The organism is Bogoriella caseilytica, from assembly GCF_003752405.1.
In the GTDB taxonomy this organism is placed as follows: Bacteria; Actinomycetota; Actinomycetes; order Actinomycetales; family Actinomycetaceae; genus Allobogoriella; species Allobogoriella caseilytica.
On sequence record NZ_RKHK01000001.1, the window covers coordinates 2,205,600 to 2,229,843 of the forward strand.

The window sequence follows — 24,244 nt, forward strand, 5'->3', positions numbered from 1 at the left end:
CAGGGTGAAATTCCCCACGGCGAGAGACCACGTTTAAGGACACCACATGTGTTGCCTGTCATAACTGACCCACTGTTCGTCTCCGTGGCCAGGAGTGGCTGCATTCATCGTTCTAGGGGTCCCCATGCACCAACGTTCAAGATCTGCGGGCGCTTCAGCGCTCGCCGGTCGTCATCTCGAGGTTGTCGCGCCGCGGTGGATCGCCGTGCTCATGGCGGTGTTGATCGGCGTGCTGGGTTCCATGGCCATGGCCGTCCCGGTTGCCGCCGACACTGCACTAGAGCCCGCGATCGAAGCGGACTCCGCTGATGCTGATGCTGATGCTGATGCGGATGCCGATGCCGCTGCCGATGCCGCAGCGGAGGCGGACTCTACCGAGGCTGCTGCGGAGGAGGACACCGAGACGCTCTCGGACACGGCAGACGAAGGCACGCCAGCGACGTCGTCCGATGACGTGTCGACGCTGGCCGAGGTGAGCCCTTTCGCCGAGCCGAGCCCGGTCTACGAGATCACCGGCGTCTGGCTGGAGCAGCCGGAGGTCACCTCACGGGGGAACCCCGTGGTGGCCGACTGGCGGATCAATGTCAACGACGGCAACAACCCGCCGAGCAACGAGCTGGTCGACAATGTGGTCGCCACCTTCGATGTCGGCAACGCAGTCTTCCAGACCATTCCGGACCTCTGCCTCACCACGGGGGTGCAGCCGGCATCCTCGATCTCGGCCGATGGCTCGCTGCTGACCTGCAACTTCGGCACGGTGGCCCTGGGTCGCTCGATCGCGCTGCAGACCCCGGTGATCACCGAAGGTGTCACGGGCACGAACGTCAGCCTGAGCGGCACCAGCCCGGCCGGCGAAACGGTGGAACTGCCCTTGATTCCCATCCAGAACGATTTCCGGATGGACATGCATTTCGGTCAGAACACCAACCAGCGGGAGTGGGATAGCCTATCGAACCCCACTAACGTCAATCTGGACGTGCAGTGGTCGTTGAGGTTGGGCAAGGGCTCGGACCCGGGCCCGGCAAACCAGACCTTTCGATTGCGCATCGCCCCGATCTTTCCTGCGGGGTCTACGGTGGAGGTTGGCACACACATCTACACCGGCGTGGTGGGTTGCTCACCCTTCGACCTGAGCAACGCCCCCGGCCACCCGTATTCCTCCAACCCTCCGCACCCGCGGCACACGAACTTCGTGGACTCCTGCACGCTGACTGCGGTGCCGGGCGAGCCCGGCGTCTTCGACCTCACGCTGGAAGGCATCAACTACTCGCTGGTGAACGCGCCGACGAATGACGCCGGCACCGCGAACTCCCCGTTGCCGGCGGACTGGGATTACGTGGCTAGTGGATCGCTGTGGTTCCAGGTGAACGCGGGCAGTAACGGGTCGTTGGCGCTGACCATGGATCCCGTGACCTACACGGCGACCACCGGACAGACATCAGAGGACCTGGGAACCAACAACCAGACCACCAAGGCCTTCACCCTTCCTGGTGCCTGGAGCGCCTCCTTCCGTCGATCGGCTACCGGCAGCGGCGGGACCTTCTGGGACGACTCTTACCGCGTCACCCCCGGTGTCACTCTGCGGAACGAGGCCAGAAATGGCTACAGCGGTGACCGGAACGTGGCACCGACCGCCCAGTACGGCAGTTGCCTGGCGCTCGACACCCGATACGTGATCGTCGACCGCGATTTCGATCTCGCGGTCGCCACGGGCTTCCTGGCGCGGAACGACTGGCCCGCCTCGGCGGTCCTCGAGTACTACGTGGGCGGTAGTACGCTGCTCGATCCGGCCACCGGCAATACTGCCTACAACCCGGATCAGTTCGAATGCGACAGCGATCCCGGTGGCTGGACCACCGAGCTGCCTGCCGATCTCTCGACGATCCGCGCAGCACGAGTGACCTACGATTTCTCCAGTTTCGACGAGGTGGGTCGAGAATTTATCGACCTTGTGGGTTGGACCACTGTTCGCGAGGACGTCCAGCCGGGCCAAGATATTTGGACGTTCGGCTCCCGCCTGCGTAATGGGGGGTGGTTCGGACCCGCTCAGGAGGAGGTTATTACGCCGACTCCTGACGCTCGGTACCCCCACACGGACGGGCGGCGCGACATCGCTCGGGTGATCAGCGCGAATCCAGCGATCCAGAAGTCTGCGGAGCGTTCCGTAGTTGTCCCTGGGGTGCCCACGGTGTTCACGCTGCGCTACTCGGCCAACACCGGGGCGGGCATCCCGGAGAGCGTCGATGGCTACACGGTGGTCGACACTCTGCCCCCGCTGGTCACCTACGAGGTGGGATCCTCAGATCCTGAGCCGACGGTGACCACGAACGCGAACAACCAGCAGGTGCTGACGTGGACTTTCGACAACGTGCCGACCAATGTGCAGAACGTGCTGACCTACGCGGCAGCGGCCGACTCGAGTGTTGCCCCCGGCACTCCGTTGGTCAATACCGCCACGGCCAGTCTCGGCGGAACGACATCCTCACCAGCACGCGCCACGGTCACCACGGCGAACAACGGGTTCACCACGATTCTGAAGACCTCGGATGTCGAGTTCATCCCGAACCGTCTCGGTGACGGCGTGGGCAGCGGTTCGTGGACGGTGACGATCGAGTCACGCGACCCGCAGTCACAGGCCTGGACCGACACCATCGACATCCTCCCGTACAACGGCGATGGTCGGGGGACGTCGTTCTCTGGTACTTACACCCTGGGTGACGTGGTGTTGTTCGATGGTGGCACGCTCTACTACACGGACGCTGACCCGGCGACGCTCTCGGACGACCCGGCACATGAGTCGAATGGTGCGCCCAACGCTCCCTCGGCGCTGTGGAGCACCGAGAGGCCCGAGAACCCGACCGCTATCCGCGTGATCGGTGGGACGCTGGCGACCGGCGGTTCCTTCTCCTTCCAGGTGCCGATCACCACGGATGGTGCTGAGGCCCAGGACGTCTTCGTCAACCGGGCGCAAGCGCGCGCCGAGCACACCGAACTGGTGATGCGGACGTCGGCGGCGCTGGTGGTGACCGACTACCTGGTGGAGAAGTCCGCCAACCCCGAGTCCGGCTCCACCGTTCGCCCGGGCGACGTGGTGGAGTACACGGTGACCGTCTCCCAGATGGGTGATGTGCCTGCTGGTGCATGGTTCTCTGACGACATGTCTGATGTGTTGGACGACGCCGACTACAACGGTGACGTGACTGCCAGCCACGGAGAGGTTCTGTCCTTCGAGAACGGCATCCTCGAGTGGGAGGGCGTCGTGCCGGTCGGTGAGATCGCGACGATCACCTACTCGGTGACGGTGAAGGCCGCCGAGGAGCTGCGCGAAGGTGACAGCAACACGTTCTTGAACAACCAGGTCACCTCGCCTGGTTGCCAGGGAGCCTGCTCCACGGAGCACCTGGTGGGCTACTACTCAGTGTCGAAGACCGCGGAGCCCGCACCGGGCGAGACGGTGCGCATCGGCGACGTGATCACCTACCACGTGCAGGTGACCCAGCACGGCGAAGGTGCGGTCGATAACGCCTTCTTCATTGACGACCTCAGCGAGGTCCTCGATGACGCGATCTGGAACGACGACGCGGCAGCCACCGATGGTGAGCTGTCCTTCGATGAGCCGATCCTGTCCTGGTCCGCCCCACTGGAGGTTGGTGACGTTGTCGACGTGACCTACTCGGTGACGGTGACCGGAGAGGGTGACTACGAGCTGCGCAACGTGGTCAGCTCGGTGTGCGCGGAGGACGACCCCGACTGCCTCGAGGCGATCTGTGTTCCCGCCGCGGATGAGAACCCCGACTGCACCACGGAACACATCGTCGGTGACTACCAGGTCACCAAGGTCTCGGACCCCGAGTCCGGGTCGGCGGTCGAGGTCGGCGACGTCATCGACTACACGGTGACCGTCTCCCACATCGGTCTGGCCGACGTCGAGGCCTCTTTCGTGGACGACCTCTCGGACGTTCTCGATGACGCCATCTGGAACGATGACGTGAGCGCCAGCGCCGGGGAGTTCAGCTTCGAGGGCGAGACGCTGTCCTGGTGGGGCGCCCTCTCTGAGGGTGATGTCGTCACGGTGACCTACTCGGTGACCGTCACGGCTGAAGGTGACCGTTACCTGGAGAACGTCGTGACGACCGATGGCTGGTGTGTGCCGGCCGAGGGGCAGGACGAGGCCTGCAGGACCGTGCACATCAACGGTGCCTACACCTACTCCAAGAGCTCCGAGTCGCCCTCGGGCTCGCTGGTTCGGCCCGGCGAGGTCGTGACCTACACCCTTGAGGTCGAGCACGTGGGTACCGCCCCCGTCTCTGGGGCGATCGTCACCGACGACCTGTCCCAGGTGCTGCCGTATGCCTCCTGGAATGACGACGCCGAGGCGACAGACGGCACCGTGGTTCGTGATGGTGAGACGCTGACGTGGACGGGTGACCTGGCCGTCGGCCAGGTCGTGGAGATCACCTACTCGGTCACCGTGGGTGACCTGGAGGAGATCGCCATGGTCAACGTGGTGACGAGCCCCGACGAGCGCGCAGTGTGTGTTCCAGCAGCTGACGAGAACGCGGACTGTACGACGGAGCACTACAACGGTGCCTACACCTTCTCGAAGACCTCGGACCCGGCTTCGGGTTCGGTCGTGGAGGCCGGTGAGGTGGTGACGTACACGGTGGTGGTCGAGCACTACGGCACGGCGGGAGTCCAGGACGCGATCGTGGTCGATGACCTCACCGGGGTGCTGGCCTACGCGGAGTGGAACGATGACGCGCAGGCCGATTCGGGCGACCTCGCCTATGCGGATGAGGAGTTGGTCTGGAGCGGCGATCTGGCTATCGGTCAGGTGGTCGAGATCACCTACTCCGTCACCGTGGGCGACGAGCCCGAGGCCACGCTGCACAATGTGGTCACCAGCCCTGACGACCGGGCAGTCTGTGTTCCCGCCGCCGACGGCAACGCCGGCTGCGCCACCGAGCACACCACCCCGCCGGACGCCCCGGGCAAGCCTCCCGTTCCGGGCCTGCCCAGCACCGGCGCCCTGCTTCCGTGGGGCATGGGGCTGGTCGCGCTTCTGCTCATCGCGTGCGGTGGTGTCTTGACGATCACCGAGCAGCGCAAGGCCGCAAGCCGGGCCAGGCAGCAGATCGGAACTGACAGGTTCTGATCAGCGCCGACAAGCTGGCCCCCGGGTTCCTCGTCTCTGGACGATGAACCCGGGGGCCATGCCGCTCGCCTTCGCGACCGGCCACCGCACCAGCCGGTGAATGAAGGAGAGCGGTCAGGTGGCAACTGCCTCAGGCGGCTGCGGCCGGCGGCACTGCTGCAGGGCGGCCGGTGAGGATGTCGGTGCGCTCGTCTTCGCTGAGACCACCCCAGACTCCGTACGGTTCGCGAACGGCGAGGGAGTGCTCGCGGCACTGTTCGATGACGGGGCAGCCTGCGCAGATGCGCTTGGCCTGCTCGTCACGCCGACGGCGCGTACCGCCTCGCTCGCCCTCCGGGTGGAAGAAGAGGTCGGGGTCTGCCTCGCGGCAGGAACCCTCGTACTGCCATTCCCATAGGTCCATCACGGGGCCGGGGAGGCGGGATAGTTCGGCCATGGCTGGTCCTCTCGTACGGTGTCAAAGCGTTCCCGGGCTGCGTGCCGGAGAACTGCTGAACAAGGCTGTGAACAACTTGTGCCTCAAGCTAGCAGCCGTTGCGGAAGTTGTTCAACCCCCTCTGGCGACCAATCTGTGAACAACTTCGCGGCGAGCGCCCTCAGGGAGGATCCGGCGGCACGGTGCGGCATCCGTGGAGTGAACAACCCTGTGCAGTACCTGCGACGAAGGTCGCGAGGCGTTCCTGTGGCGACACCACCAAAGTTGTGCACTACCGGCGGGCCGAGTGGCGCGTGGGCCAAGAAAGGGTCAAGATCGTGGGCATGTCGACACCGCGTGGCGCTCCGCCCCCTGGGGAGAGCGGCGCCGAGCACCGGGAATCGCGGGACCGGGCGCGCCATCCACCGCGATCTGCGCAACCGGCTCGGGGGAGCCTGTTGACTGAAGCGACTCCGGGTGAGGTTGATCCCGTGTCAGGGGCCGGTTCTCCGACCGGGAGTGATGCTCCACTGACCGTGGCGGGGGTGGCTGGCCGGCTCGGTGTGGCTGCGTCGACGCTACGGACATGGGCCCGCCGCTATGGTCTCGGGCCATCGGCGCATGTCGCCGGCGCTCACCGGAAGTACACCCGCGACGATGTCGCCCGGCTCGAGCGCATGCGGGCGCTCACCCTGCAAGGGGTGGCTCCTGCAGATGCTGCCCGCGCTGCCGTGTCCGATGTCCCGCTCACCGGTACGCCGGCGGAAGGCTCGCTCGCCGAGGAGGCACGGGCGAGTGATTCCGCCGAGATCGTCTCGCCGGCACGCTGGCGCCATGGTGCACCACGAGCGAACAGGCGAGAGCGAGTTCTGGTGGACCCGCTCTCTGTGGCTGCGGCTGCCGTCGAGGCAGATTCGGACCGCGTGGAGAGCATGCTTGCCCAGGAGATCGGGGACCGAGGTGTGGCGCGCACGTGGACCGAAACGGTCACCGATGCGCTCGCGACCCTGGCCGATCGCAAGAAGCCCAACCTGCCCGGGGTGGAGCCGGAGGCAGTCCTGCGGGCGGCGTTCCTGGAAGCGCTCCGCACCAGCACGGCAAAGGCTGCCACGGAGGACAAGCCCGAGGCCGCGCCCGTGCTGGTCTGCGCCCCGGTGGGTCACCGGCTCTCCGCACACGTCATCGGCGGAGCGCTGGCCGAGGCCGGCGTACCCTCCCGCATCCTCGGAGTGCCGCGATTCGACGGCTCGGCCCCCGATATGGCGCGCGCCGGTCAGGCGAAGATCCTGGCTGTGCTCGGCGCGCCTGACGGCCTCGAGCAGGTCGTGCGATCACTGTCCGAAGGCGGAGAGACCCCGGTCTACCTGCTGGGGGAGGACGCGCCGAAGATGTGGCTCCCGGGCGTGCATCATGTGCGCACGCTCCCCGCCGCGGTCGAGGAGATTGCCGCAGCGGCGCGCGAGTCGGTTCGAAGCGCATAGACCGGAGGGCATTTCGCTGTGCCCACCGCCACGTCCGGGGCGATGCGCCGCGGCGTGCTACGCCCCTAGGATCGAGGCGTGGCCCAGGCGAACGAGTTTCCTCCCTTCCCGCCCGATGCACTGCGTTCCTCGGAGCATGGGGCGCCGCCCCCGGAAGGTGCTGTGCCCGATCCCTTCGCGGCCACCGGCCTGACCTACGATGACGTCCTGCTGCTGCCGGGATACTCCGATTTCGCCCCTGCGGAGATCGACACGAGTTCGCGCTTCACGCGGGAGCTGGAGTTGCGTACGCCGTTGATCAGTGCGGCCATGGACACCGTGACTGAGTCGCGCATGGCCATTGCCATGGCGCGACAGGGTGGAATCGGCGTCCTGCATCGCAACCTCTCGGTGGAGGACCAGGCCTATCAGGTGGATCTGGTCAAGCGCACGCAGACCGGGATCATCTCCGACCCCGTCACCATCGGGCCGGACGCGACCCTGGAAGAACTCGACACCCGCGCCGGCCAGTACCGGATCTCCGGTTTCCCGGTGGTCGGAGCCGACGGCGCGCTGGTGGGAATCGTGACGAACCGCGATCTGCGCTTCACCCCGGCGGCCGAGTGGGCAACGACCCGCGTGCGGGACGTGATGACACCCATGCCGCTGGTCTCCGGGCCGGCCGGGATCTCTCGCGAGGACGCCACCGGACTGCTGCGCCAGCACAAGCTGGAGCGACTGCCGCTGGTCGACGACGCGGGGCGCCTCGCCGGTTTGATCACGGTGAAGGACTTCGTGAAGTCCGAGCAGTTCCCCAAAGCGTCCAAGGACGCCCAGGGCCGGTTGATGGTCGGCGCGGCGATCGGCTACTTCGGTGACGCCTGGCAGCGTGCCACCACCCTGATCGAGGCCGGCGTCGACGTGTTGGTGGCGGACACCGCCCATGGGCATGTGCGGCTGCTGCTGGACATGGTCGAGCGCCTGAAGAGCGACCCCGCTACTCGCCACGTGCAGGTCATCGGAGGCAACGTGGCCACTCGTTCTGGCGCGCAGGCCTTCGTGGACGCCGGCGTGGACGCCGTCAAGGTCGGCGTGGGCCCAGGATCGATCTGCACCACGCGTGTGGTCACCGGGGTGGGCGTCCCGCAGATCACGGCGGTCTACGAGGCCTCGCGGGCATGCAAGCCCGCCGGCGTGCCGGTCATCGCCGACGGCGGGATGAAGTACTCCGGTGAGATCGCCAAGGCGCTGGTGGCCGGTGCCGATGCCGTCATGCTCGGCTCGCTCCTGGCCGGGTGCGAGGAGTCTCCGGGTGAGACGGTGCTGGCGAACGGCAAGCAATACAAGGCGTACCGGGGGATGGGGTCGCTGGGTGCGATGTCCTCCCGCGGCAAGACCTCCTACTCCAAGGACCGGTACTTCCAGGCCGAGGTCACCTCGGACGACCAGATCGTGCCCGAGGGAATCGAGGGCCGGGTGGCCTACCGTGGGCCGCTGTCCGCCGTGGCGCACCAGCTGGTCGGCGGACTCCATCAGTCGATGTTCTACGTCGGCGCGCGCACCGTGCCGGAGCTGCAACAGCAGGGCCGCTTCATGCGCATCACCCAGGCCTCGCTGCAGGAATCGCATCCGCACGACGTGCAGATCACGGCCGAGGCCCCGAACTACCACGGCTAGTTCGGACGCCACCGCGCCCTGCCTGGCTCGACCCCGCGCGTGATCCAGCTAGCCTGGTGCTGTGAGTATCGAGATTGAGATCGGCCGCGGAAAGCGTGCCCGGCGCGCCTACAGCTTCGACGACGTCGCCGTCGTGCCCTCCCGGCGCACCCGGGACCCCGAAGACGTTGACGTCTCGTGGCAGATTGACGCTTATCACGTGGACATCCCGGTGCTCGCGGCGCCGATGGACTCCGTCATGTCTCCGGCCACCGCCATCGAGCTCGGCCGCCTGGGCGGCATCGGGGTACTGGACCTCGAAGGACTGTGGACCCGGTACGAGGACCCCACCTCGGCGCTGGCGGAGGTGGCCGCTGCTCCGGAGGCCGAGGCCACGGCGATGCTGCAGCGCCTCTACGCCGAGCCCATCAAGCCCGAGCTGATCACCGCGCGTCTGCAGGAGGTGCGCGCCGCCGGCCACACGGTGGCTGGGTCGCTCAGCCCGCAGCGCACGAATGAGTTCTGGCGCGTGGTCGTCGAGGCCGGCGTGGACTTGTTCATCATTCGCGGCACCACCGTCTCGGCCGAGCATGTGTCCTCGCGCGCCGAACCGTTGAACCTCAAGCGCTTCATCTATGAGCTGGACGTGCCCGTGATCGTCGGCGGGGCGGCCACCTACCAGGCGGCGCTGCACCTGATGCGCACCGGTGCGGCCGGCGTGCTGGTCGGTTTCGGCGGGGGAGCGGCGCTGACCACGCGCCAGGCGCTGGGGATCCACGCTCCGATGGCCTCGGCCGTGGCCGACGTCGCTGCGGCCCGGCGGGACTACCTGGACGAGTCGGGCGGGCGGTACGTGCACGTGATCGCCGACGGCGGCGTGGGCCGCTCCGGTGATCTGGTCAAGGCCGTGGCGTGCGGGGCCGACGCGGTCATGCTCGGTGCTGCGCTGGCTCGGGCCGAGGAGGCTCCCGGTCAAGGATGGCACTGGGGTTCCGAGGCGCACCACGCCGAGCTGCCGCGCGGAGAGCGGGTCAAGGTGTACACCGTCGGCACCCTGGAGCAGATCCTGCACGGCCCCTCGAACTCCGCCGACGGCACCCTGAACCTCATCGGCGCGCTCCGCCGGACGATGGCCACCACCGGATACTCCGATCTCAAGGAGTTCCAGAGGGTCGAGGTCGTCGTCTCTCCGTACAACCCGGTGTGACCACGGCCGGGCGAGGCGCTCGCCAGGTGACCTTGGTCCCGCACATTCGGGACGGTGGTTGGGGCTGCGGAGCGGGGAGGATTCCGTAGCCTGACGGTATGAGTGCACCGGACCGCATCACTGCCCCGTCCGCATGGCGTCGCCGCTCCGAGGTCACTGATGTGTCCTTGGATGAAGCCACCTATCAGCGCATTGACGCGTGGTGGCGGGCTGCCAACTACCTCTCTGTGGGGCAGATCTACCTGCTCGACAATCCGTTGCTGCGTGAAGAACTCACGGCGGAGCACGTGAAGCCGCGCCTGCTCGGGCACTGGGGAACCACCCCGGGGCTGACCTTCCTGTATGCGCATCTGAACCGGGTCATTGCCGAGCGGGAGCAGAGCGCCTTCTATCTGACCGGCCCCGGCCACGGCGGGCCCGGTCTGGTGGCCGGCACCTACCTGGAGGGCACCTACTCCGAGGTCTACCCGGACATCACCGCGGACGCCGAGGGCGTGCGGCGCCTCTTCCGGCAGTTCTCCTTCCCCGGCGGGATCCCCTCCCACGTGGCCCCGGAGACCCCCGGCTCGATCCACGAGGGCGGCGAGCTCGGCTACGCGCTCTCCCATGCCTACGGCGCGATCTTCGACAACCCGGATCTGCTGGCCTTCGCCGTCGTCGGTGACGGCGAGGCTGAGACCGGCCCGCTGGCGACCTCGTGGCACTCCAACAAGTGGGTCAACCCCAGCCGTGACGGCGTGGTGCTGCCGGTGCTGCACCTGAACGGCTACAAGATCGCCAACCCCACGATGCTTGCCCGCATCCCGGAGGAAGAGCTGGCGGCGCTGATGCGCGGCTATGGCCACACGCCCTACTTCTTCACCGCGGGATTCGATGACGAGGAGCCTTCCTCCTTCCACCGCCGCTTCGCCGAGCTGCTCGACCAAGTCATGGACGAGATCGCCGAGATCAAGGCACGTGCGGCGCAGGGTGAGTTCGATGCCACCGATGACGCCTACCCGCGCTGGCCGATGATCGTGCTGCGGACGCCCAAGGGCTGGACGGGCCCGAAGAGCATCGATGGCAAACCCACGGAGGGATCGTGGCGTTCCCACCAGGTTCCGCTCGCCTCCGCGCGGGACACCGAGGAGCACCTGCAGGACCTGAAGTCCTGGTTGAGTTCGTACCGGCCAGAGGAGCTCTTCGATGACACCGGGGCGCTCAAGGGCGACATCGCCTCCCTCGCGCCGGCCGGAGACCTGCGCCTCGGGGCGAACCCGCACACCAATGGCGGGTTGCTCCTGAAAGACCTTCGCCTGCCGGATTGGCGCGACTTCGGCGTGGAGGTGGAGGCGCCTGGCGCCCCGCTGAAGGAGGCGACCCGGGTGCTCGGTGAGTACCTCAGCGAGGTGATCCGCCTGAATCCGGAGCGCTTCCGGATCTTCGGGCCCGACGAGACGGCGTCCAACCGGCTGCAGGCCGTGTACGAGAACACAGCGAAGCAGTGGAATGCGGGCTATCACGCATCCGATGCGGACGATCACCTGGCGCGTGCCGGCCAGGTGATGGAGGTGCTCAGCGAGCACCAGTGCCAGGGATGGCTGGAGGGGTACCTGCTCACCGGCCGGCACGGGATGATGAACTCCTACGAGGCCTTCATCCACATCGTCGACTCCATGGTGAACCAGCACGCCAAGTGGTTGAAGGTCACCAACCACATTCCGTGGCGCCGGCCGATCGCCTCATTGAACTATCTGCTCTCCTCCCACGTCTGGCGCCAGGACCACAACGGCTTCTCCCATCAGGATCCGGGTTTCATCGATCACGTGGTGAACAAGAAGGCCGAGATCGTGCGTGTCTACCTGCCGCCGGACGCCAACACCCTGCTGGTCACCTATGACCACGCCTTGCGCTCGCGCCAGCTCATCAACGTGGTGGTCGCGGGCAAGCAACCCGGCCCGAGCTTCCTCTCCGTGGAGGAGGCCTCGCGCCACTGCGCCCGGGGGCTCGGCATCTGGGAATGGGCCGGGAGCGAGGAGGCGGGCGAGGAGCCTGACGTGGTGCTGGCCTGTGCCGGTGACGTGCCCACGCTGGAGACCCTCGCCGCCGCGGACATCTTGCGCCGCGAGATCCCCGACCTCCGGGTGCGGGTGGTCAACGTGGTGGACCTGATGCGCCTGCAGGATGAGCGTGAGCATCCGCACGGCCTGACCGACGCCGAGTTCAACGCCGTGTTCACCACCTCCAAGCCGATCATCTTCGCGTACCACGGCTATCCGTGGCTGATTCACCGGCTGACCTACCGCCGGGCGGGGCATGCGAACCTGCACGTGCGTGGCTACAAGGAGGAGGGCACCACGACCACGCCCTTCGACATGGTCATGTTGAACGACCTTGACCGCTATCACCTGGTCATTGACGTGCTGGACCGGACGCCGGGCCTGATGCAGCGCCACGGCCTGCTGAAGCAGCGGATGGTGGATGCCCGGTGGGCGGCCCGCGAGTACACCCGGGAGTTCGGCGAGGACATCCCCGAGGTGGCCGACTGGGTGTGGCCGGACGCCGGGCAGAGCGGCAGCGAGGCAGCCGGCACCTTGCGCGACACCGGCGGTGACAACGAGTAGGTCCACGACGCCACGAGGGGCGCCGTCGCCGCTCGGGACGCATGCTGCGCCCCGCGGTGCGGCGTCTCCGCGGCGCCGGTGCGCTTGGATGACAGGTGTCTCCCCGCGTGGTGGGTGCGCGCGGGTGCGAGAATGGCCGCGCCGACTTTTCCGTACCCACAAGGCAAGGACTGACAGCGTGAGCGAGACGCCCGAGACCGAGTACCGCATCGAGCACGACACCATGGGCGAGGTTCGCGTCCCGCGCGATGCGCTCTACTCCGCGCAGACGCAGCGGGCGGTGGAGAACTTCCCGATCTCCGGTCGGGGTATCTCCGCGCACCACATCGCGGCGCTCGGTCAGGTCAAGCGGGCCGCGGCCATCGCCAACGCCGAGCTCGGGGTACTGGAGCAGGACGTCTCGGAGGCCATCGTCTCCGCCGCCGACGAGGTCATCGCCGGCGAGCACAACTCCCACTTCCCGGTGGACGTCTTCCAGACCGGCTCGGGCACCTCCTCGAACATGAACACCAACGAGGTCATCGCGAATCTCGCCTCGAAGCGCCTGGGGCGTGCGGTGCACCCGAATGACCACGTCAATGCCTCGCAGTCCTCGAACGATGTGTTCCCCTCCTCGATCCATGTGGCCGCCTACCAGGCAGCGACGCAGGAACTGCTGCCCGGCCTGGAGGTGCTGGCCACCTCTCTGGAGCGCAAGGCCGAGGAGTTCCGCGATGTGGTGAAGTCGGGGCGCACGCACCTGATGGACGCCACGCCGATCCTGATGGGCCAGGAGTTCTCGGGCTATGTGACCCAGGTGCGCTACGGCATCGCGCGGGTGGAGAACACGCTGCCTCGCCTGGCCGAGCTGCCGTTGGGCGGCACCGCGGTGGGTACCGGGATCAACACCCCCGAGGGCTTCTCGGCCCGCGTGATCGAGCTGATCGCTGAGAACACCGGCCTTCCGCTGGTGGAAGCCTCGAATCACTTCGAGGCGCAGGCCGCGCAGGATTCCCTGGTGGAGACCTCCGGCGCACTGCGCACGATCGCGGTCTCGCTGACCAAGATCGCCAATGACCTGCGCTGGATGGGATCGGGCCCGAACACCGGCCTGGGTGAACTGCGCATCCCCGACCTGCAGCCGGGCTCCTCGATCATGCCGGGCAAGGTCAACCCAGTGGTTCCCGAGGCGACCGTGATGGTGGCCGCCCAGGTGATCGGCAACGACGCCGCGATCGCCTTCGCCGGCGCGCAGGGCAACTTCGACCTGTTGGTGACGCTGCCGGTGATGGCGCGCAACATCTTGGAGTCGATCACCCTGGTGGGCAACATGTCCCGGGTGCTGGCCACCAAGACCGTGGACGGGCTCGTGGCCGACGCTGAGCAGACGCTGCGGTACGCGGAGTCCTCGCCCTCGATCGTCACTCCGTTGAACCGTGTGATCGGCTACGAGGCAGCCGCGAAGATCGCCAAGTACGCCGTGGCTGAAGGTGTGACCGTTCGCGAGGCCGTGGAGGCGCTCGGGTACGTCGAACGCGGCGAGGTCACTGCGGAGCAGCTCGACGCGGCTCTCGACGTGCGCTCCATGACTGGGGACTTCTGAGCTGCGTCCTCAACCTGCCGGGAGGTCGCTGACCTGCTGGGTGGGGCCGCTTTCACAAGCCTTCGCGAGAGTGGTACCTGACGTGAGTGTGCCCGCGGTCGTGGGAGAGCCCGCTGTTGCGAGCGTGGCAGCTGTCGATCAGTAGGGCGGTGGGCCGGCTGACCGCGCCGACTCGTGGTCACGCTTCCCGAGGTGGACCACGGTGCCGTCGGGCGCGCGGCGGTAGATGTGCCCGGTCGGTGAGGTCCACTCGATGGTGCCGTTGGTCTCTCGGCTGACCCGGAAGTCGCCGCGGGACTTGGCGCGGTGGTCGCTAGGGCACAGGGCCACCAGGTTGGTCGCCGAGGTGTCCCCGCCGTGCTCCCAGGGCTGGACATGGTCGAGTTCGCAGGCCTCGGCACCCACGCTGCAGCCGGGCCGGCTGCAGGTGTGATCGCGTGCGCGGACGTAGCGTGCCAGCTCCGCCGGTGGCCGGTAGGAGCGCCGGCCGACATCCAGAACCGTGCCCGTCGGGGCGTCGGTGACCAGGCGTCGCCAGATCCCACCGGCGGCCAGACACCTCGCCGTGAGGGGGTCGATGGCGCCGTAGCCGTGGAGTTCAGCTACCGTCTGCGCCTCGGGAAGGTCTACAGAAGACGGATCGGCGTTGCCCGTGGCATCGACGGTGCCATCGACAAGGGTGCTGACGGGGACGGTGACGTTGATCCGCGGAGCCGTGCTGGCGGCCGTAGGGAAGGTCAGTGGCGCAGGTGCCGATTGACCTTCCTCGGTGATCGCCCCCTGGCCGGGTAGTTCGACCCGACCGGTGGTCAGGGCGTGGTGGCCGATGGCAGCGAGGGCGTCAGCGCGCAACTGATCGCTCGTGCGGCCGTCGGCCCGAGTACGCGCGTGGCGTGCTGCGCCATCGAGGCTGAGGTCCAGCGCCAGTGCGTCTTCCGCGGGCAGGACAGCCGAGATGCGGGCCATGCCGTCGGGCAAGGGGGAAGGCCGGTTCACCCGGCGCTCGGCGCGAGCCGCCTGGTGACGGGCACTCGCCCCCTCGGGGTCGGCGGCGATGACGAGCGTGGCGACGTCGCGCCGGAGCTGCGCGGGTGTGCGGCCGGGCGCACGGGGGAGCAGGGCGTCCTCGACGTCCATGATCAGTGGTTCGGGGAGCCCTTCGAGGCCGCCGGTGAGCGCGCGGGCCTTGGCCCAGCACAGCCGGCCCTCGGCAAGGGCTTCACCGGTCGCACTCATCGGACCGTGCCAGGCGCGGCCGGACTTGATGAGGGTGGCGGCAGCGGGACGACTGATGCCCAGCCGCATCGCGATCTCACGGGAGGCGCGCGGCTCGATCGCGCGCCGGCTCCGGGAATCGCCCGGGCCGTCCGAGGTTGGGTCAGGGCGCCCCACATCACCGGGACCATAGATCGCTGTGACATGTGCTTCGACCGCGGCTGCGGCCTGGGCTTGCCGTGCTTGAGCCCAGGAGGCCACCCGGCCCCACAGCGCTACGGCATTGAGGGAGTCGAAGGGATCGAGCGGGCCAGCGACGGCGTCGGCGAGCACAGCGAGCTCCAGTCCGGTCACCTGAGCGGACTGCTCGAGGAGTTCGGAGCCCGACAGATCGGGGATCTCGAAGACGCGCTTGGCCATGAATCAAACATATGTACGGCCACTGACATTGCCGTCACGGGCTGGGGCGAGAGCCAGCCGGGCGCGGGCCAGATACCCGGCTGCGCCCCAGCCGGGCGCACACCAGTCACCCGCGCAGGGCCGCCTCGAGCACCTGGGTGTCGAGCAGCGCTAGGTAAGGGTCGCCGTCCTCGCCCAGCTCGAGCCCTGATGCCTGCGCGAAGGCCGGTTCCGTCTTGATCCCCGCGCGCTTGAGCTCCAGTACGCGCTCGCGGAGCCACACCCCATGAGCCTCGAGCAGGGCGGCCTCGGCCACCATGTGCCGAAAGGCCCGCTGCTCGGCGACCGGGACGTTCTGGATGAAGAACTCCACCGGCGCCCCGTCCCCGTCGAAGCTCACACACCAGGCGTTCGCTTCGCGTCCGTGCGGCCAGCTCGCAAAGCCGGGGCGCCCGCCGAACCGCTCCGCCAGCTCATCGCGGGTCGCCGCGGGGTCGTCGGCCCACACCAGCACGTCAAGGTCCGAGCCATCGATGGCGATATCGATCGGAATCGTGCCGGCCAGCACCCATTCCCGCGCCGTGACCAGAGAGTGCAGCTCCAGGGCGTCGAGGGTGTGCGCAGCCGCCCGCTGCTGGGCGTTCCCCGTGCGGAGGTAGTCCCTCATAAGGAAACGCTGCGTAAGACGGCAAGCAGATGTCACGGCCACGACGCTACCGGGTGCGCTCGCGACGTCCGGGCACCCAGGCCCTCAGGCACCCACCGCTCCCCGCGAGGGTCGTGCGGAGCTACTGGCAGTAGCCCGAGTCGTCGCTGGCACCTCGGCGGCAGATCGCGATGGCGACCGCCTCGTCGATCTCCCATCCTTGCCCGGTATCGAGGAGGGTGAGCTGATAGCGAGAGCCGCGGCCAGAATCGTCGGCCATTCCCGTGACGTCGACCCAGTAGTGGGCGCGGCCGCCGTCGTGCTCGGTGTGCACCACAGACCAGCCGGGCTCGCCGAGCGCCGGAGCGGCCGCACCGCCCTCCGGCCGCTCCCAGCTCGAGGCCACGCGCGTTCCGACCGAGGCAGCGATCTGTGCGGGGTCCGTAGCCGGCGGTACATCGTCGACCACCGCGGGATCCTCGTCGACGTATCCCAGGTATCCCAAGTAGTAGGTGTGCACCCAGCCGTAACCGTCGTCCAGGCGGATCTCGGCCCACACGCTCTCCTCCGGCGACCACGCCTCGCCATCCTCGAGCCCGAGGGCCCGCTCGCGGCCGGCAAGAACGACGTGACCGTCGGCCGGCAGCTCTCCGACCACCTCCCCCTCTGGGCCCGGCACGGCACGCACGTGGAGGACGTCGTCGTGATCGACCATGACGATATCGGCCACTCGATCAGCGTTCGTGACGTGCGATGTGCGGTCCTGCCCGGGAAGCTCGGAGTCCGCGACACGCTCCGTTCCCCCGTCGGGGAGCTCGGTGAGGCGTTCATCGGGAGCCGCTGAATCAGCGGAACCACTGGGTTGGTCCGTTGGCTCCGCGTCGGGCTCGTCGGCTGGCTGATCACTCGGTGCCGGTTCCGAGGTGGCGGGTCCCGGCACAGCAGGAGGTACGGCGTCCTCTTCGCCCGGCCACAGGAGGATCCCGAGTGGGAGACCGATGGCGAGAACCACGCAAGCCACCAGCGCCATCAAGGCGCGATGCGCCCTGGCGGGCCGCTCGTCACCTCCGTCGTGTCTCAGCGGCACCATCGTGCTGGCCGCCACCGAAGCAGGTTCGTGCGGTACGTGGCCCTGCGGCCTGGTCTCACCATCCGCAGTTGTGGTGGTCCCGTCGAGGAGTTCCTTGAGGTCGCGCTCGGCTCGCGGGGTGAGCGGAAGATGGCGATGCCCGCTGGAAGGCCTGGCGCGGCGGATGCGGTCTTCAAAGCTCATGACGCCGTCCCTTTCGTCTCGGCACCGATGTCCACGACGCCGGTGTCCCCGGCCAGCAGCGCTTTCAGCCGTCGTCGTGCGCGATGCAGGCGCACACGGGCGGCCGCAGCGGAGCAGCTCAGGATCCCGGCGATCTCCGCGCCGCTGAGTTCCTCCCAATAGGTCATCCGGATCAGCTCGCGATCCGCCTCGGGCAGCGCCGCGACACAGCGACGCACATGCAGCGCATCCGCCGGCTCCTCCTCAGTGACCCCCGCCAGTACCGGCCCTGCCCCCTGGACGAACTCCTCCGAGCGCCGTCGACGCCGGTACTCGTTGCCGATGACGTTTCGGAGCGTGCGGTAGACCCAGGGGAGGCTCAGCTCGGCGCCGTCGCGATGGTGCGCCCAGGCAATCCGGAAGGTCTCGGCCGTGGCATCCTCAGCGGCGGAGAGTCCGCGCAGACGCTGCTCGGCAACGGTGAGAACCAGCCGATAATGCTCGGTGTAGAAGGCGCGGAACTCCTCGCGGTGGTCGTCGGCACTCTGCCCTCGTGAGTCCGGCACATGCGCCCTTCCACTCGGATGCCCTGTCGGCAGCTGCGACAGCCTGCTCTCACCCCGAGTATTTCCGGCGAGCGGGAAGTATTACAGGCCGATGTATGCCCGTCCCCCGTCAGGTCAGTCCAGGCCCGGCATGGACGGGCCGTGCGGGCCAGATCCAGGATGCCCGTGGTGCGCACCGAAACGCGGGTTCGTCATCATTTCCCCATTCGAGTGCGGCGTGGGCACCGTCTGCGGTGTCGCGGCCAGGATGACTGCCGGCGCCCGCCGGGTGGTAGAGAGTTCCTCACGCCGGTCGCCGCAGCTCCGCCGGAGCGTCGAGGTCGACGAGACCATCGGCGAGGGCACTGATCAACGCAGCAGCGTCATCCGGTTCGAGGCGGAGCGTGGCCGTGCAGACGTTCTCCCGCCACACGCTGATCGTCATCAATCCGGCCTCAGGCCTGGCGGACACCACCACGCCGCGCCCGTGCCCGCGCACGTCCGGGATCCATCGTGCGCCGGGGCTCAGCCGTGGTGCGGGCTCCATGAGCTGATCGTTCCTTGTCAGCGATTCGTCGTCAAGAGGTCAACCTCAGGCAAAACCCTGGCGCTGCCCAGCGGCCACGCGCAGACCCTCCACCACCTGCCATTGCGCTGCTGGCACGCCGTACAAGAGCGACCGCTGGCCACCGCGGCTGACGACGCCGGTGTACTCACCGGCTCCGACCACCTGCTGCACGTCCTGCCACGCGATGGTTCGCGTGGTCCATGGCAACCGGATGGCGATGCCGCCTGGTGTGAGCGTGGTCCCAGCAATGGCCATCCGCACAGGCGGGATGAGGGAGACCACCAGGGGCACGCTGATGCTGAGGATGACCCAGACGATGTTCTCCGTGGCGAGACCAACGGCGATGCCGACGACCAGAGCAGTCACCATCGCGCCGACGAGTGCGAGGATCGCGAGCACCGCTCCGGGCATCTGGAAGCGTCGCGACGGCTCCACGGGCCACAGTCCACCACGGGCATCGTGGGCCAGCGCCTGCTGCGGTACGTCGGCCCCCCGGTAGTGCGCCCAGATATGAGTCAGTTCGCCGAGGCGAGACTGCATGACCCCTGGGAGCCGGACGGTCTCGCCATTCCGGGCCGTCGCCGAGATGGCGAGGCGCTTCCGCCCGATCTGCTCGATCTCGCCCCAGCGCAGCTCGTAATGACGGAGGCCGTTGAACGTGCGCAGTCCGTCACGGTTCGCGGAGGTCCACCCGCCGAGCACGATGAAGTTCGCGAGAAAGGTGCATGCCGCGAAGAAGGAGATCATCGTCGCGACGCTGACCAACCCACCGCTCGTACTCAGGTTGCTCTGAATCGCCACATTGACGAGAAAGAGCAATGCGACCACGAGCTGGGCGACCTGCGCCCAGCGTGGGGCAATGCGCCAGCGCAGATCCTCGCCGGGCTTGGCTGCAGCTGCAGAACCTGAATGCGTCATCGTTCCTCGATGTCCAATGCTGGGCGGAACCACAGATCACATGCAGGCTACCGCCACTGCCGAGTCACCCCATCGCGCCAGGTGAACCGCATCCTGACAAGATCACACGATGGACATGGAGCAGTTCTGGACCGGCTGGACCCCTATCACCCACAGTCTCGTGACGGTCGTCGCGGGATACATCGCCCTCCAGGTGATCAGCTCCGGTCAGGTCGGGGACGCCTCCAGCATCGTGCCCTTTGTGGAGAACAACGGTGACAGCGGACAGCAGGGGCGGAGTACGCCGAACCCGGCATAGCCGGGCACGCGACCGGGTCTCGAACCCGCCCCGGTCGCAAACCCGTTCAGATCACCGCGAGCGCCTGCTGGGCGATCGAGAGCTCCTCGTTGGTCGGGACCACCAGCACCGTGACCTCGGATCCCTCGGCTGAGATGACCTGGATGGATCCATCGCGTTGCACGGCCTCATTGCGATCCTCGTCCAGCGCCACGCCCAGGAACTCCAGGCCATGGAGCGCACGCCTGCGCACGATGGGGCTGTTCTCGCCGACACCGGCGCTGAAAGCCAGCGCGTCCAGGCCGCCCATGACCGCCGCGTAGGCACCGACGTACTTGCGCAGCCGGTGCACGTAGACGTCGAGAGCGAGCGAGGCATCCGGCTCGCCCTGCTCAGCGAGCTCCTCGATCACCCGCATATCGTTGTGGCCGCCCAGGCCCTTGAGCCCCGACTGCTTGTTGTAGAGGTCGTCGATCTCGGCCATCGACAGGCCCGCATTGCGCACCAGGTGGAAGGTCACCGCCGGGTCGATGTCGCCGGTGCGGGTGCCCATCACCAAGCCCTCCAGCGGCGTCAGGCCCATGGAGGTGTCCACGGCCCGGCCTCCCACCACGGCTGAGGCGGAGCATCCGTTGCCCAGGTGCAGCACGATCTGCCGCAAGTCCTCGCGTCCCAGCGTCGCGGAGACCTGCTCGGAGACGTACTGGTGCGAGGTGCCGTGCGCACCATAACGCCGGATGCGGTGCGCCTCGGCCACCTCTTTGTTGAGCGCGTAGGTGGCCGCCGCGGTGGGGAGATCGTGGAAGAAGGCGGTGTCGAAGACCGCCACGTGGGGCACGTCCGGCAGCAGCTCGCGGGCCACCCGGATACCAGCCAGGTTCGGCGGGTTGTGCAACGGTGCGACGGGAGAGAGGCGTTCGATCTCCTGCTCCACGGCCTGATCGATGAGCACGGGCGCGCTGTAGCGTCGACCGCCCTGGACCACCCGATGGCCCACCGCCACGATGCCGGCCCCCGAGAGATCCGGGCCGATCTGCCCGAAGAGCTCAAGCACCACGCGTAGCCCGGCCTCGTGGTCGGCGATCTCACGAGTCTGCCGCGTGGTCTCCGCACCGGCGGTGTGCTTGACCTGGGCCTCACCCTCACCGATCTTCTCCACCAGACCAGCGGCAAGCACCACCCCGGAGCGCGGGTCGAGGAGCTGGTACTTGATGGAGGACGATCCGGAGTTGATGACCAGTACGGTGCCTGCAGCACTCACGTTCAGCGTTCTCCCTGGGCTTGGATCGCGGTGATTGCGACGGTGTTGACGATGTCCTGCACCAGCGCCCCCCGTGAGAGGTCGTTGACTGGCTTGTTCAGGCCCTGCAGCACCGGACCGATGGCCACCGCGCCGGCGGTGCGCTGCACGGCCTTGTAGGTGTTGTTACCGGTGTTGAGGTCCGGGAAGATGAAGCAGGTGGCCCGGCCCGCGACATCGGACTCGGGCAGCTTCGAGCGTGCCACCGAGGGCTCGACGGCGGCGTCGTACTGAATCGGCCCTTCGATCACGAGGTCGCTGCGGCGCTCGCGCACCAGAGCCGTGGCCGCACGCACCTTCTCCACGTCTGCGCCGGCCCCGGAATCCCCGGTGGAGTACGAGAGCATGGCGATGCGCGGCTCGACGTCGAAGGCCAGGGAGGTCTCGGCCGAGGAGATTGCGATGTCCGCGAGCTGCTCGGCGCTCGGATCGGGGTTGACCGCGCAGTCGCCGTAGACCAGCACGCGATCCTCCAGGCACATGAAGAACACCGAGGAGACCACTGAGACTCCTGGTTGGGTCTTGATGATCTCGAAGGACGGGCGGATCGTGTGCGCGGTGGTGTGCGCGGCGCCGGAGACCATGCCGTCGGCGTGGCCGGTGTGCACCATCATGGTGCCGAAGTAGGAGACGTCCTGGATGACTTCCCGCGCACGGTCCACGGTCATGCCCTTGTGGGCGCGCAGCCGGGTGTACTCCTCAGCGAAGGGCTCCAGTAACTCGGAGGTGGCAGGGTCGATGACGGTGGCGGCGCTGAGATCCAGACCGATCTCCGCAGCCCTGGCCCGCACCTGGGTCTCGTCCCCGAGCAGCACCAGGTCAGCCACCTGGCGCGAGAGCAGCGTGGAGGCGGCACGGAGGATGCGGTCGTCCTCACTCTCCGGCAACACGATGCGCTGGCGCTGCGAACGTGCGCGCTCGATCAGACCCGCCTCGAACATCAGCGGGGTCACCACCTCGGAGCGCCGCACCTCGAGCGCGGCGATCAACTCGTCGGGGTCCACGTGCTCGTCGAAGAGCGAGAGCGCGACGTCCTGCTTGCGCTGAGTGCCGCGCGAGAAGGCGCCCGGGGTGTTCGCCAGGATCGAGACGGTGGGGTAGGTGTCGTGCGAGGTGGCGATGACCGGCAGTCGCTGGCCGAGGCCGTCCGCCATCCGCAGGACGTCGTCGGGTACGTCGTGCCCGCCATTGAGCACGATCGCGGCCAGCGTGGGGAACTCCTGGGAGGCGTGCGCAGCCACCAGGGTGATCAGCACCTCGGGGCGGTCCGAGGCCGCGACGCAGACCTGGCCGTCGTAGAGACGTTCCAGGATGTGTTCCGGGCTCATGCCGGCCACCAGCAGGTGTTCAGCCTCGCGGTCGAGCAGGGCGTCGTCCCCCACCAGGAGAGTGCCGTCCACGGCGTGCATCAGGTCCCGCACCATCGGGGATTGGAGCAGCGGCACTTCCGGGAGCGCCCAGGCCGGGCCGGAGGCAGCCAGGCGCTCGCGGATCGCTTCCAGGTGCTCGGGGTCGGCGCGGTTGACCACCACGCCGACGGCGGTGGCGTGTTCGTGCGCGATCTCGGCCTTGGCGGACTCGGCCACTCGGGCGATGTCGGACGGACCCCGGCCGATGCCGGAGAGCACGAGGAGGACCGGCGCCCCGAGGTTTGCGGCCACGCGCGCATTGAAGGCAAGCTCGCCGGGTGTGGCGTCGTCGGTGTAGTCGGACCCCACCACCACGATGACCTCGTAGCGACGGGCCAGGCGCTGGTGGGCCTCGACGATCCGGCTCAGTGCCGCCTCAGGATCAGCGTGCACATCGTCGTAGGTGACGCCGATGGCGCTGGCGTAGTCCTGTTCACTGCCCGCGGTGAGCAGGAGGTCGACGACGCCGTCGCGGTGCGCGCCCTCGGGGTCCTCGCTCGACGGCACGGCTCCGGCAAGGACCACTGGGCGGAAGACTGCCACGGACTCGACGCGGGCGACCAGGGAGTGGACCAGGCCCAGGGCCACCGCGGACTTACCGGTGCTCCCCTCGACCGAGGCGATGTAGATGCTGCGGGCCACGATGCTCCTCGCTGTGTGGACGCGATGGACTGTCCGGAAAAGGTGCATTCCGGCTCGGCTCCCAAACGAAAACTTTACCTGCTGACAGCGGGTTCCGTGACCGGCTCCTGCGCCGCCAGAGCGGCGTCTTCGCGCCGGTTCCGGACCGAGTCCCGCACCATCCGCACCCACAGTGCCAGGGCGAAACCGCCGAAGATCACCCATTCGATCGCATAGGCGAGGTTCCGGATGTTCAAGCCGCTCTCCTGGGCCGGGGCCGGCGGGCTCGCATGGGCCAGGCCCGCCGGGGAGCTCGTGCCGATCCGCGCCTCCGGCTCGGCCATCGAAGCGAACTCGACCACATAGCCGGTCCACGTCGGGCCGCCCCACAGGCTGGCCAGCTCAGCGGTCGAGACCGAGGAGACGAGCCCGGGGCCTGGCGAGGTCCGGCCCAGCTCACTGTCCTTGAGCCAGCCGGTCACCGTGGTTTCGCCCTCCGGAGGGGCGAGGGGAGGGGCGCCGGCAGCTTCGTCCAGCTCGGCGGCCAGCAGGCCGGGGTCGTCGGCGTGGCCGAGATCCTCCGGCGGTACCCAGCCGCGCAACACCGGGATCATGGCTCCGGCGTGCTGCCCGCCGGTCACCCGCAACTCGGCGATCACCAGCACGGCGTCCTCGCCGTCGATCCGGGCGCCGGGTGCGTAGACCTGTCCACCGAACTCTCCAGTCACCTCGACCGGGACGGCGAGGTGCTCTTCGCGAAAGGAGGTCTGCGGGCTCAGCACATCCTCAAGCGGGACGATCTCCGCGGCGAGCAGGTCCGCATGCGCGCTCTCGGCCTCCGCAGCTCCGCGGGCTCCGGCACGGTCGAGCTGCCAGCTCGCAAGCATGACGCAGACCACGGCGGCGAACAGGAAGAAGACCAGCAGGGCGATCATCCGCCCGGTGAGTGCGGCGCGCAGGTAGTCCCGGCGTGTGCCGTCCACGCCGTGGGAGCCGACAGCCGAGGGGTGCACCCG

General features: G+C 68.1%; 17 protein-coding genes. 7 read left to right on the forward strand and 10 right to left on the reverse strand.

The annotated features are described in order from the left end of the window. Positions 1-124: 124 nt before the first annotated feature. The gene (locus EDD31_RS09900; RefSeq protein WP_123304004.1) at positions 125-5,155 is read left to right on the forward strand and encodes a DUF7927 domain-containing protein; all 5,031 of its coding nucleotides are present in this window, start codon (positions 125-127) and stop codon (positions 5,153-5,155) included. Between the two features lie 130 nt (positions 5,156-5,285). Here EDD31_RS09900 and EDD31_RS09905 read toward each other — a convergent pair whose 3' ends face one another. Continuing rightward, a complete protein-coding gene (locus EDD31_RS09905) occupies positions 5,286-5,591 on the reverse strand; it encodes a WhiB family transcriptional regulator (RefSeq protein ID WP_123304005.1) in 306 nt (101 codons plus the stop codon). A 437-nt stretch (positions 5,592-6,028) separates the two neighbouring features. Between EDD31_RS09905 and EDD31_RS09910 the strand changes: the two genes are divergently transcribed. The 5 genes from EDD31_RS09910 (at position 6,029) to EDD31_RS09930 (ending at position 14,078) form a co-directional block, all read left to right on the forward strand. Beyond that, positions 6,029-7,051, forward strand: a complete 1,023-nt coding sequence (locus EDD31_RS09910) for a MerR family transcriptional regulator (RefSeq protein WP_170163264.1) — start codon at positions 6,029-6,031, stop codon at positions 7,049-7,051. 162 nt (positions 7,052-7,213) lie between these two features. After that, a complete protein-coding gene (gene guaB / locus EDD31_RS09915; protein ID WP_123305394.1) occupies positions 7,214-8,707 on the forward strand; it encodes an IMP dehydrogenase in 1,494 nt (497 codons plus the stop codon). Between the two features lie 61 nt (positions 8,708-8,768). Next, on the forward strand, positions 8,769-9,893 hold the full coding sequence (locus EDD31_RS09920) for a GuaB3 family IMP dehydrogenase-related protein (RefSeq protein WP_123304007.1): 1,125 nt from the start codon (positions 8,769-8,771) through the stop codon (positions 9,891-9,893). Between the two features lie 98 nt (positions 9,894-9,991). Next, positions 9,992-12,496, forward strand: coding sequence for a phosphoketolase family protein (locus EDD31_RS09925; RefSeq protein WP_123304008.1), 2,505 nt, complete (start codon positions 9,992-9,994; stop codon positions 12,494-12,496). A 178-nt stretch (positions 12,497-12,674) separates the two neighbouring features. Next, entirely contained in the window at positions 12,675-14,078 is a 1,404-nt protein-coding gene (locus EDD31_RS09930; RefSeq protein ID WP_281270435.1) for a class II fumarate hydratase, read from the forward strand. Positions 14,079-14,216: 138 nt separating this feature from the next. Here the strand turns inward: EDD31_RS09930 and EDD31_RS09935 are convergent, their stop codons facing one another. The 6 genes from EDD31_RS09935 to EDD31_RS09960 form a co-directional block, all read right to left on the reverse strand. Next, on the reverse strand, positions 14,217-15,713 hold the full coding sequence (locus EDD31_RS09935; RefSeq protein WP_123304010.1) for an HNH endonuclease signature motif containing protein: 1,497 nt from the start codon (positions 15,711-15,713) through the stop codon (positions 14,217-14,219). A gap of 106 nt (positions 15,714-15,819) precedes the next feature. Further along, positions 15,820-16,359: a DUF4269 domain-containing protein gene (locus EDD31_RS09940; protein WP_123304011.1), complete on the reverse strand. Its 540-nt coding sequence runs from the start codon at positions 16,357-16,359 to the stop codon at positions 15,820-15,822. Between the two features lie 121 nt (positions 16,360-16,480). Next, positions 16,481-17,611 (reverse strand): SH3 domain-containing protein, encoded by a 1,131-nt coding sequence (locus EDD31_RS09945; protein WP_123304012.1) that lies wholly within the window; start codon positions 17,609-17,611, stop codon positions 16,481-16,483. Further along, positions 17,608-18,156, reverse strand: a complete 549-nt coding sequence (locus EDD31_RS09950; RefSeq protein ID WP_170163265.1) for an RNA polymerase sigma factor — start codon at positions 18,154-18,156, stop codon at positions 17,608-17,610. Before EDD31_RS09950 ends, EDD31_RS09945 begins: the two co-directional genes overlap by 4 nt. Before the next feature lie 283 nt (positions 18,157-18,439). Beyond that, the gene (locus EDD31_RS09955) at positions 18,440-18,682 is read right to left on the reverse strand and encodes a hypothetical protein (protein ID WP_123304014.1); all 243 of its coding nucleotides are present in this window, start codon (positions 18,680-18,682) and stop codon (positions 18,440-18,442) included. A gap of 45 nt (positions 18,683-18,727) precedes the next feature. Beyond that, positions 18,728-19,621, reverse strand: a complete 894-nt coding sequence (locus tag EDD31_RS09960; RefSeq protein WP_123304015.1) for a PH domain-containing protein — start codon at positions 19,619-19,621, stop codon at positions 18,728-18,730. Positions 19,622-19,730: 109 nt separating this feature from the next. On the opposite strand from EDD31_RS09960, the gene EDD31_RS09965 reads away from it, so the two are divergent. Next, complete coding sequence (locus tag EDD31_RS09965) at positions 19,731-19,919, forward strand: hypothetical protein (RefSeq protein WP_148058923.1); 189 nt, start codon at positions 19,731-19,733, stop codon at positions 19,917-19,919. Between the two features lie 46 nt (positions 19,920-19,965). On the opposite strand, the gene EDD31_RS09970 is transcribed toward EDD31_RS09965, so the two are convergent. Genes EDD31_RS09970 through EDD31_RS09980 form a run of 3 tightly spaced genes read right to left on the reverse strand, consistent with a single transcriptional unit; the run spans position 19,966 to position 24,241 of the window. Continuing rightward, positions 19,966-21,159, reverse strand: coding sequence for an acetate/propionate family kinase (locus EDD31_RS09970; RefSeq protein ID WP_245991110.1), 1,194 nt, complete (start codon positions 21,157-21,159; stop codon positions 19,966-19,968). Positions 21,160-21,161: 2 nt separating this feature from the next. Next, positions 21,162-23,297 (reverse strand): phosphate acetyltransferase, encoded by a 2,136-nt coding sequence (pta, locus tag EDD31_RS09975; protein ID WP_123304018.1) that lies wholly within the window; start codon positions 23,295-23,297, stop codon positions 21,162-21,164. 26 nt (positions 23,298-23,323) lie between these two features. Then, positions 23,324-24,241 carry an SURF1 family protein gene (locus EDD31_RS09980; protein WP_123304019.1) on the reverse strand — a complete coding sequence of 306 codons (918 nt, stop codon included), beginning with the start codon at positions 24,239-24,241 and terminating at the stop codon, positions 23,324-23,326. Positions 24,242-24,244: the final 3 nt, after the last annotated feature.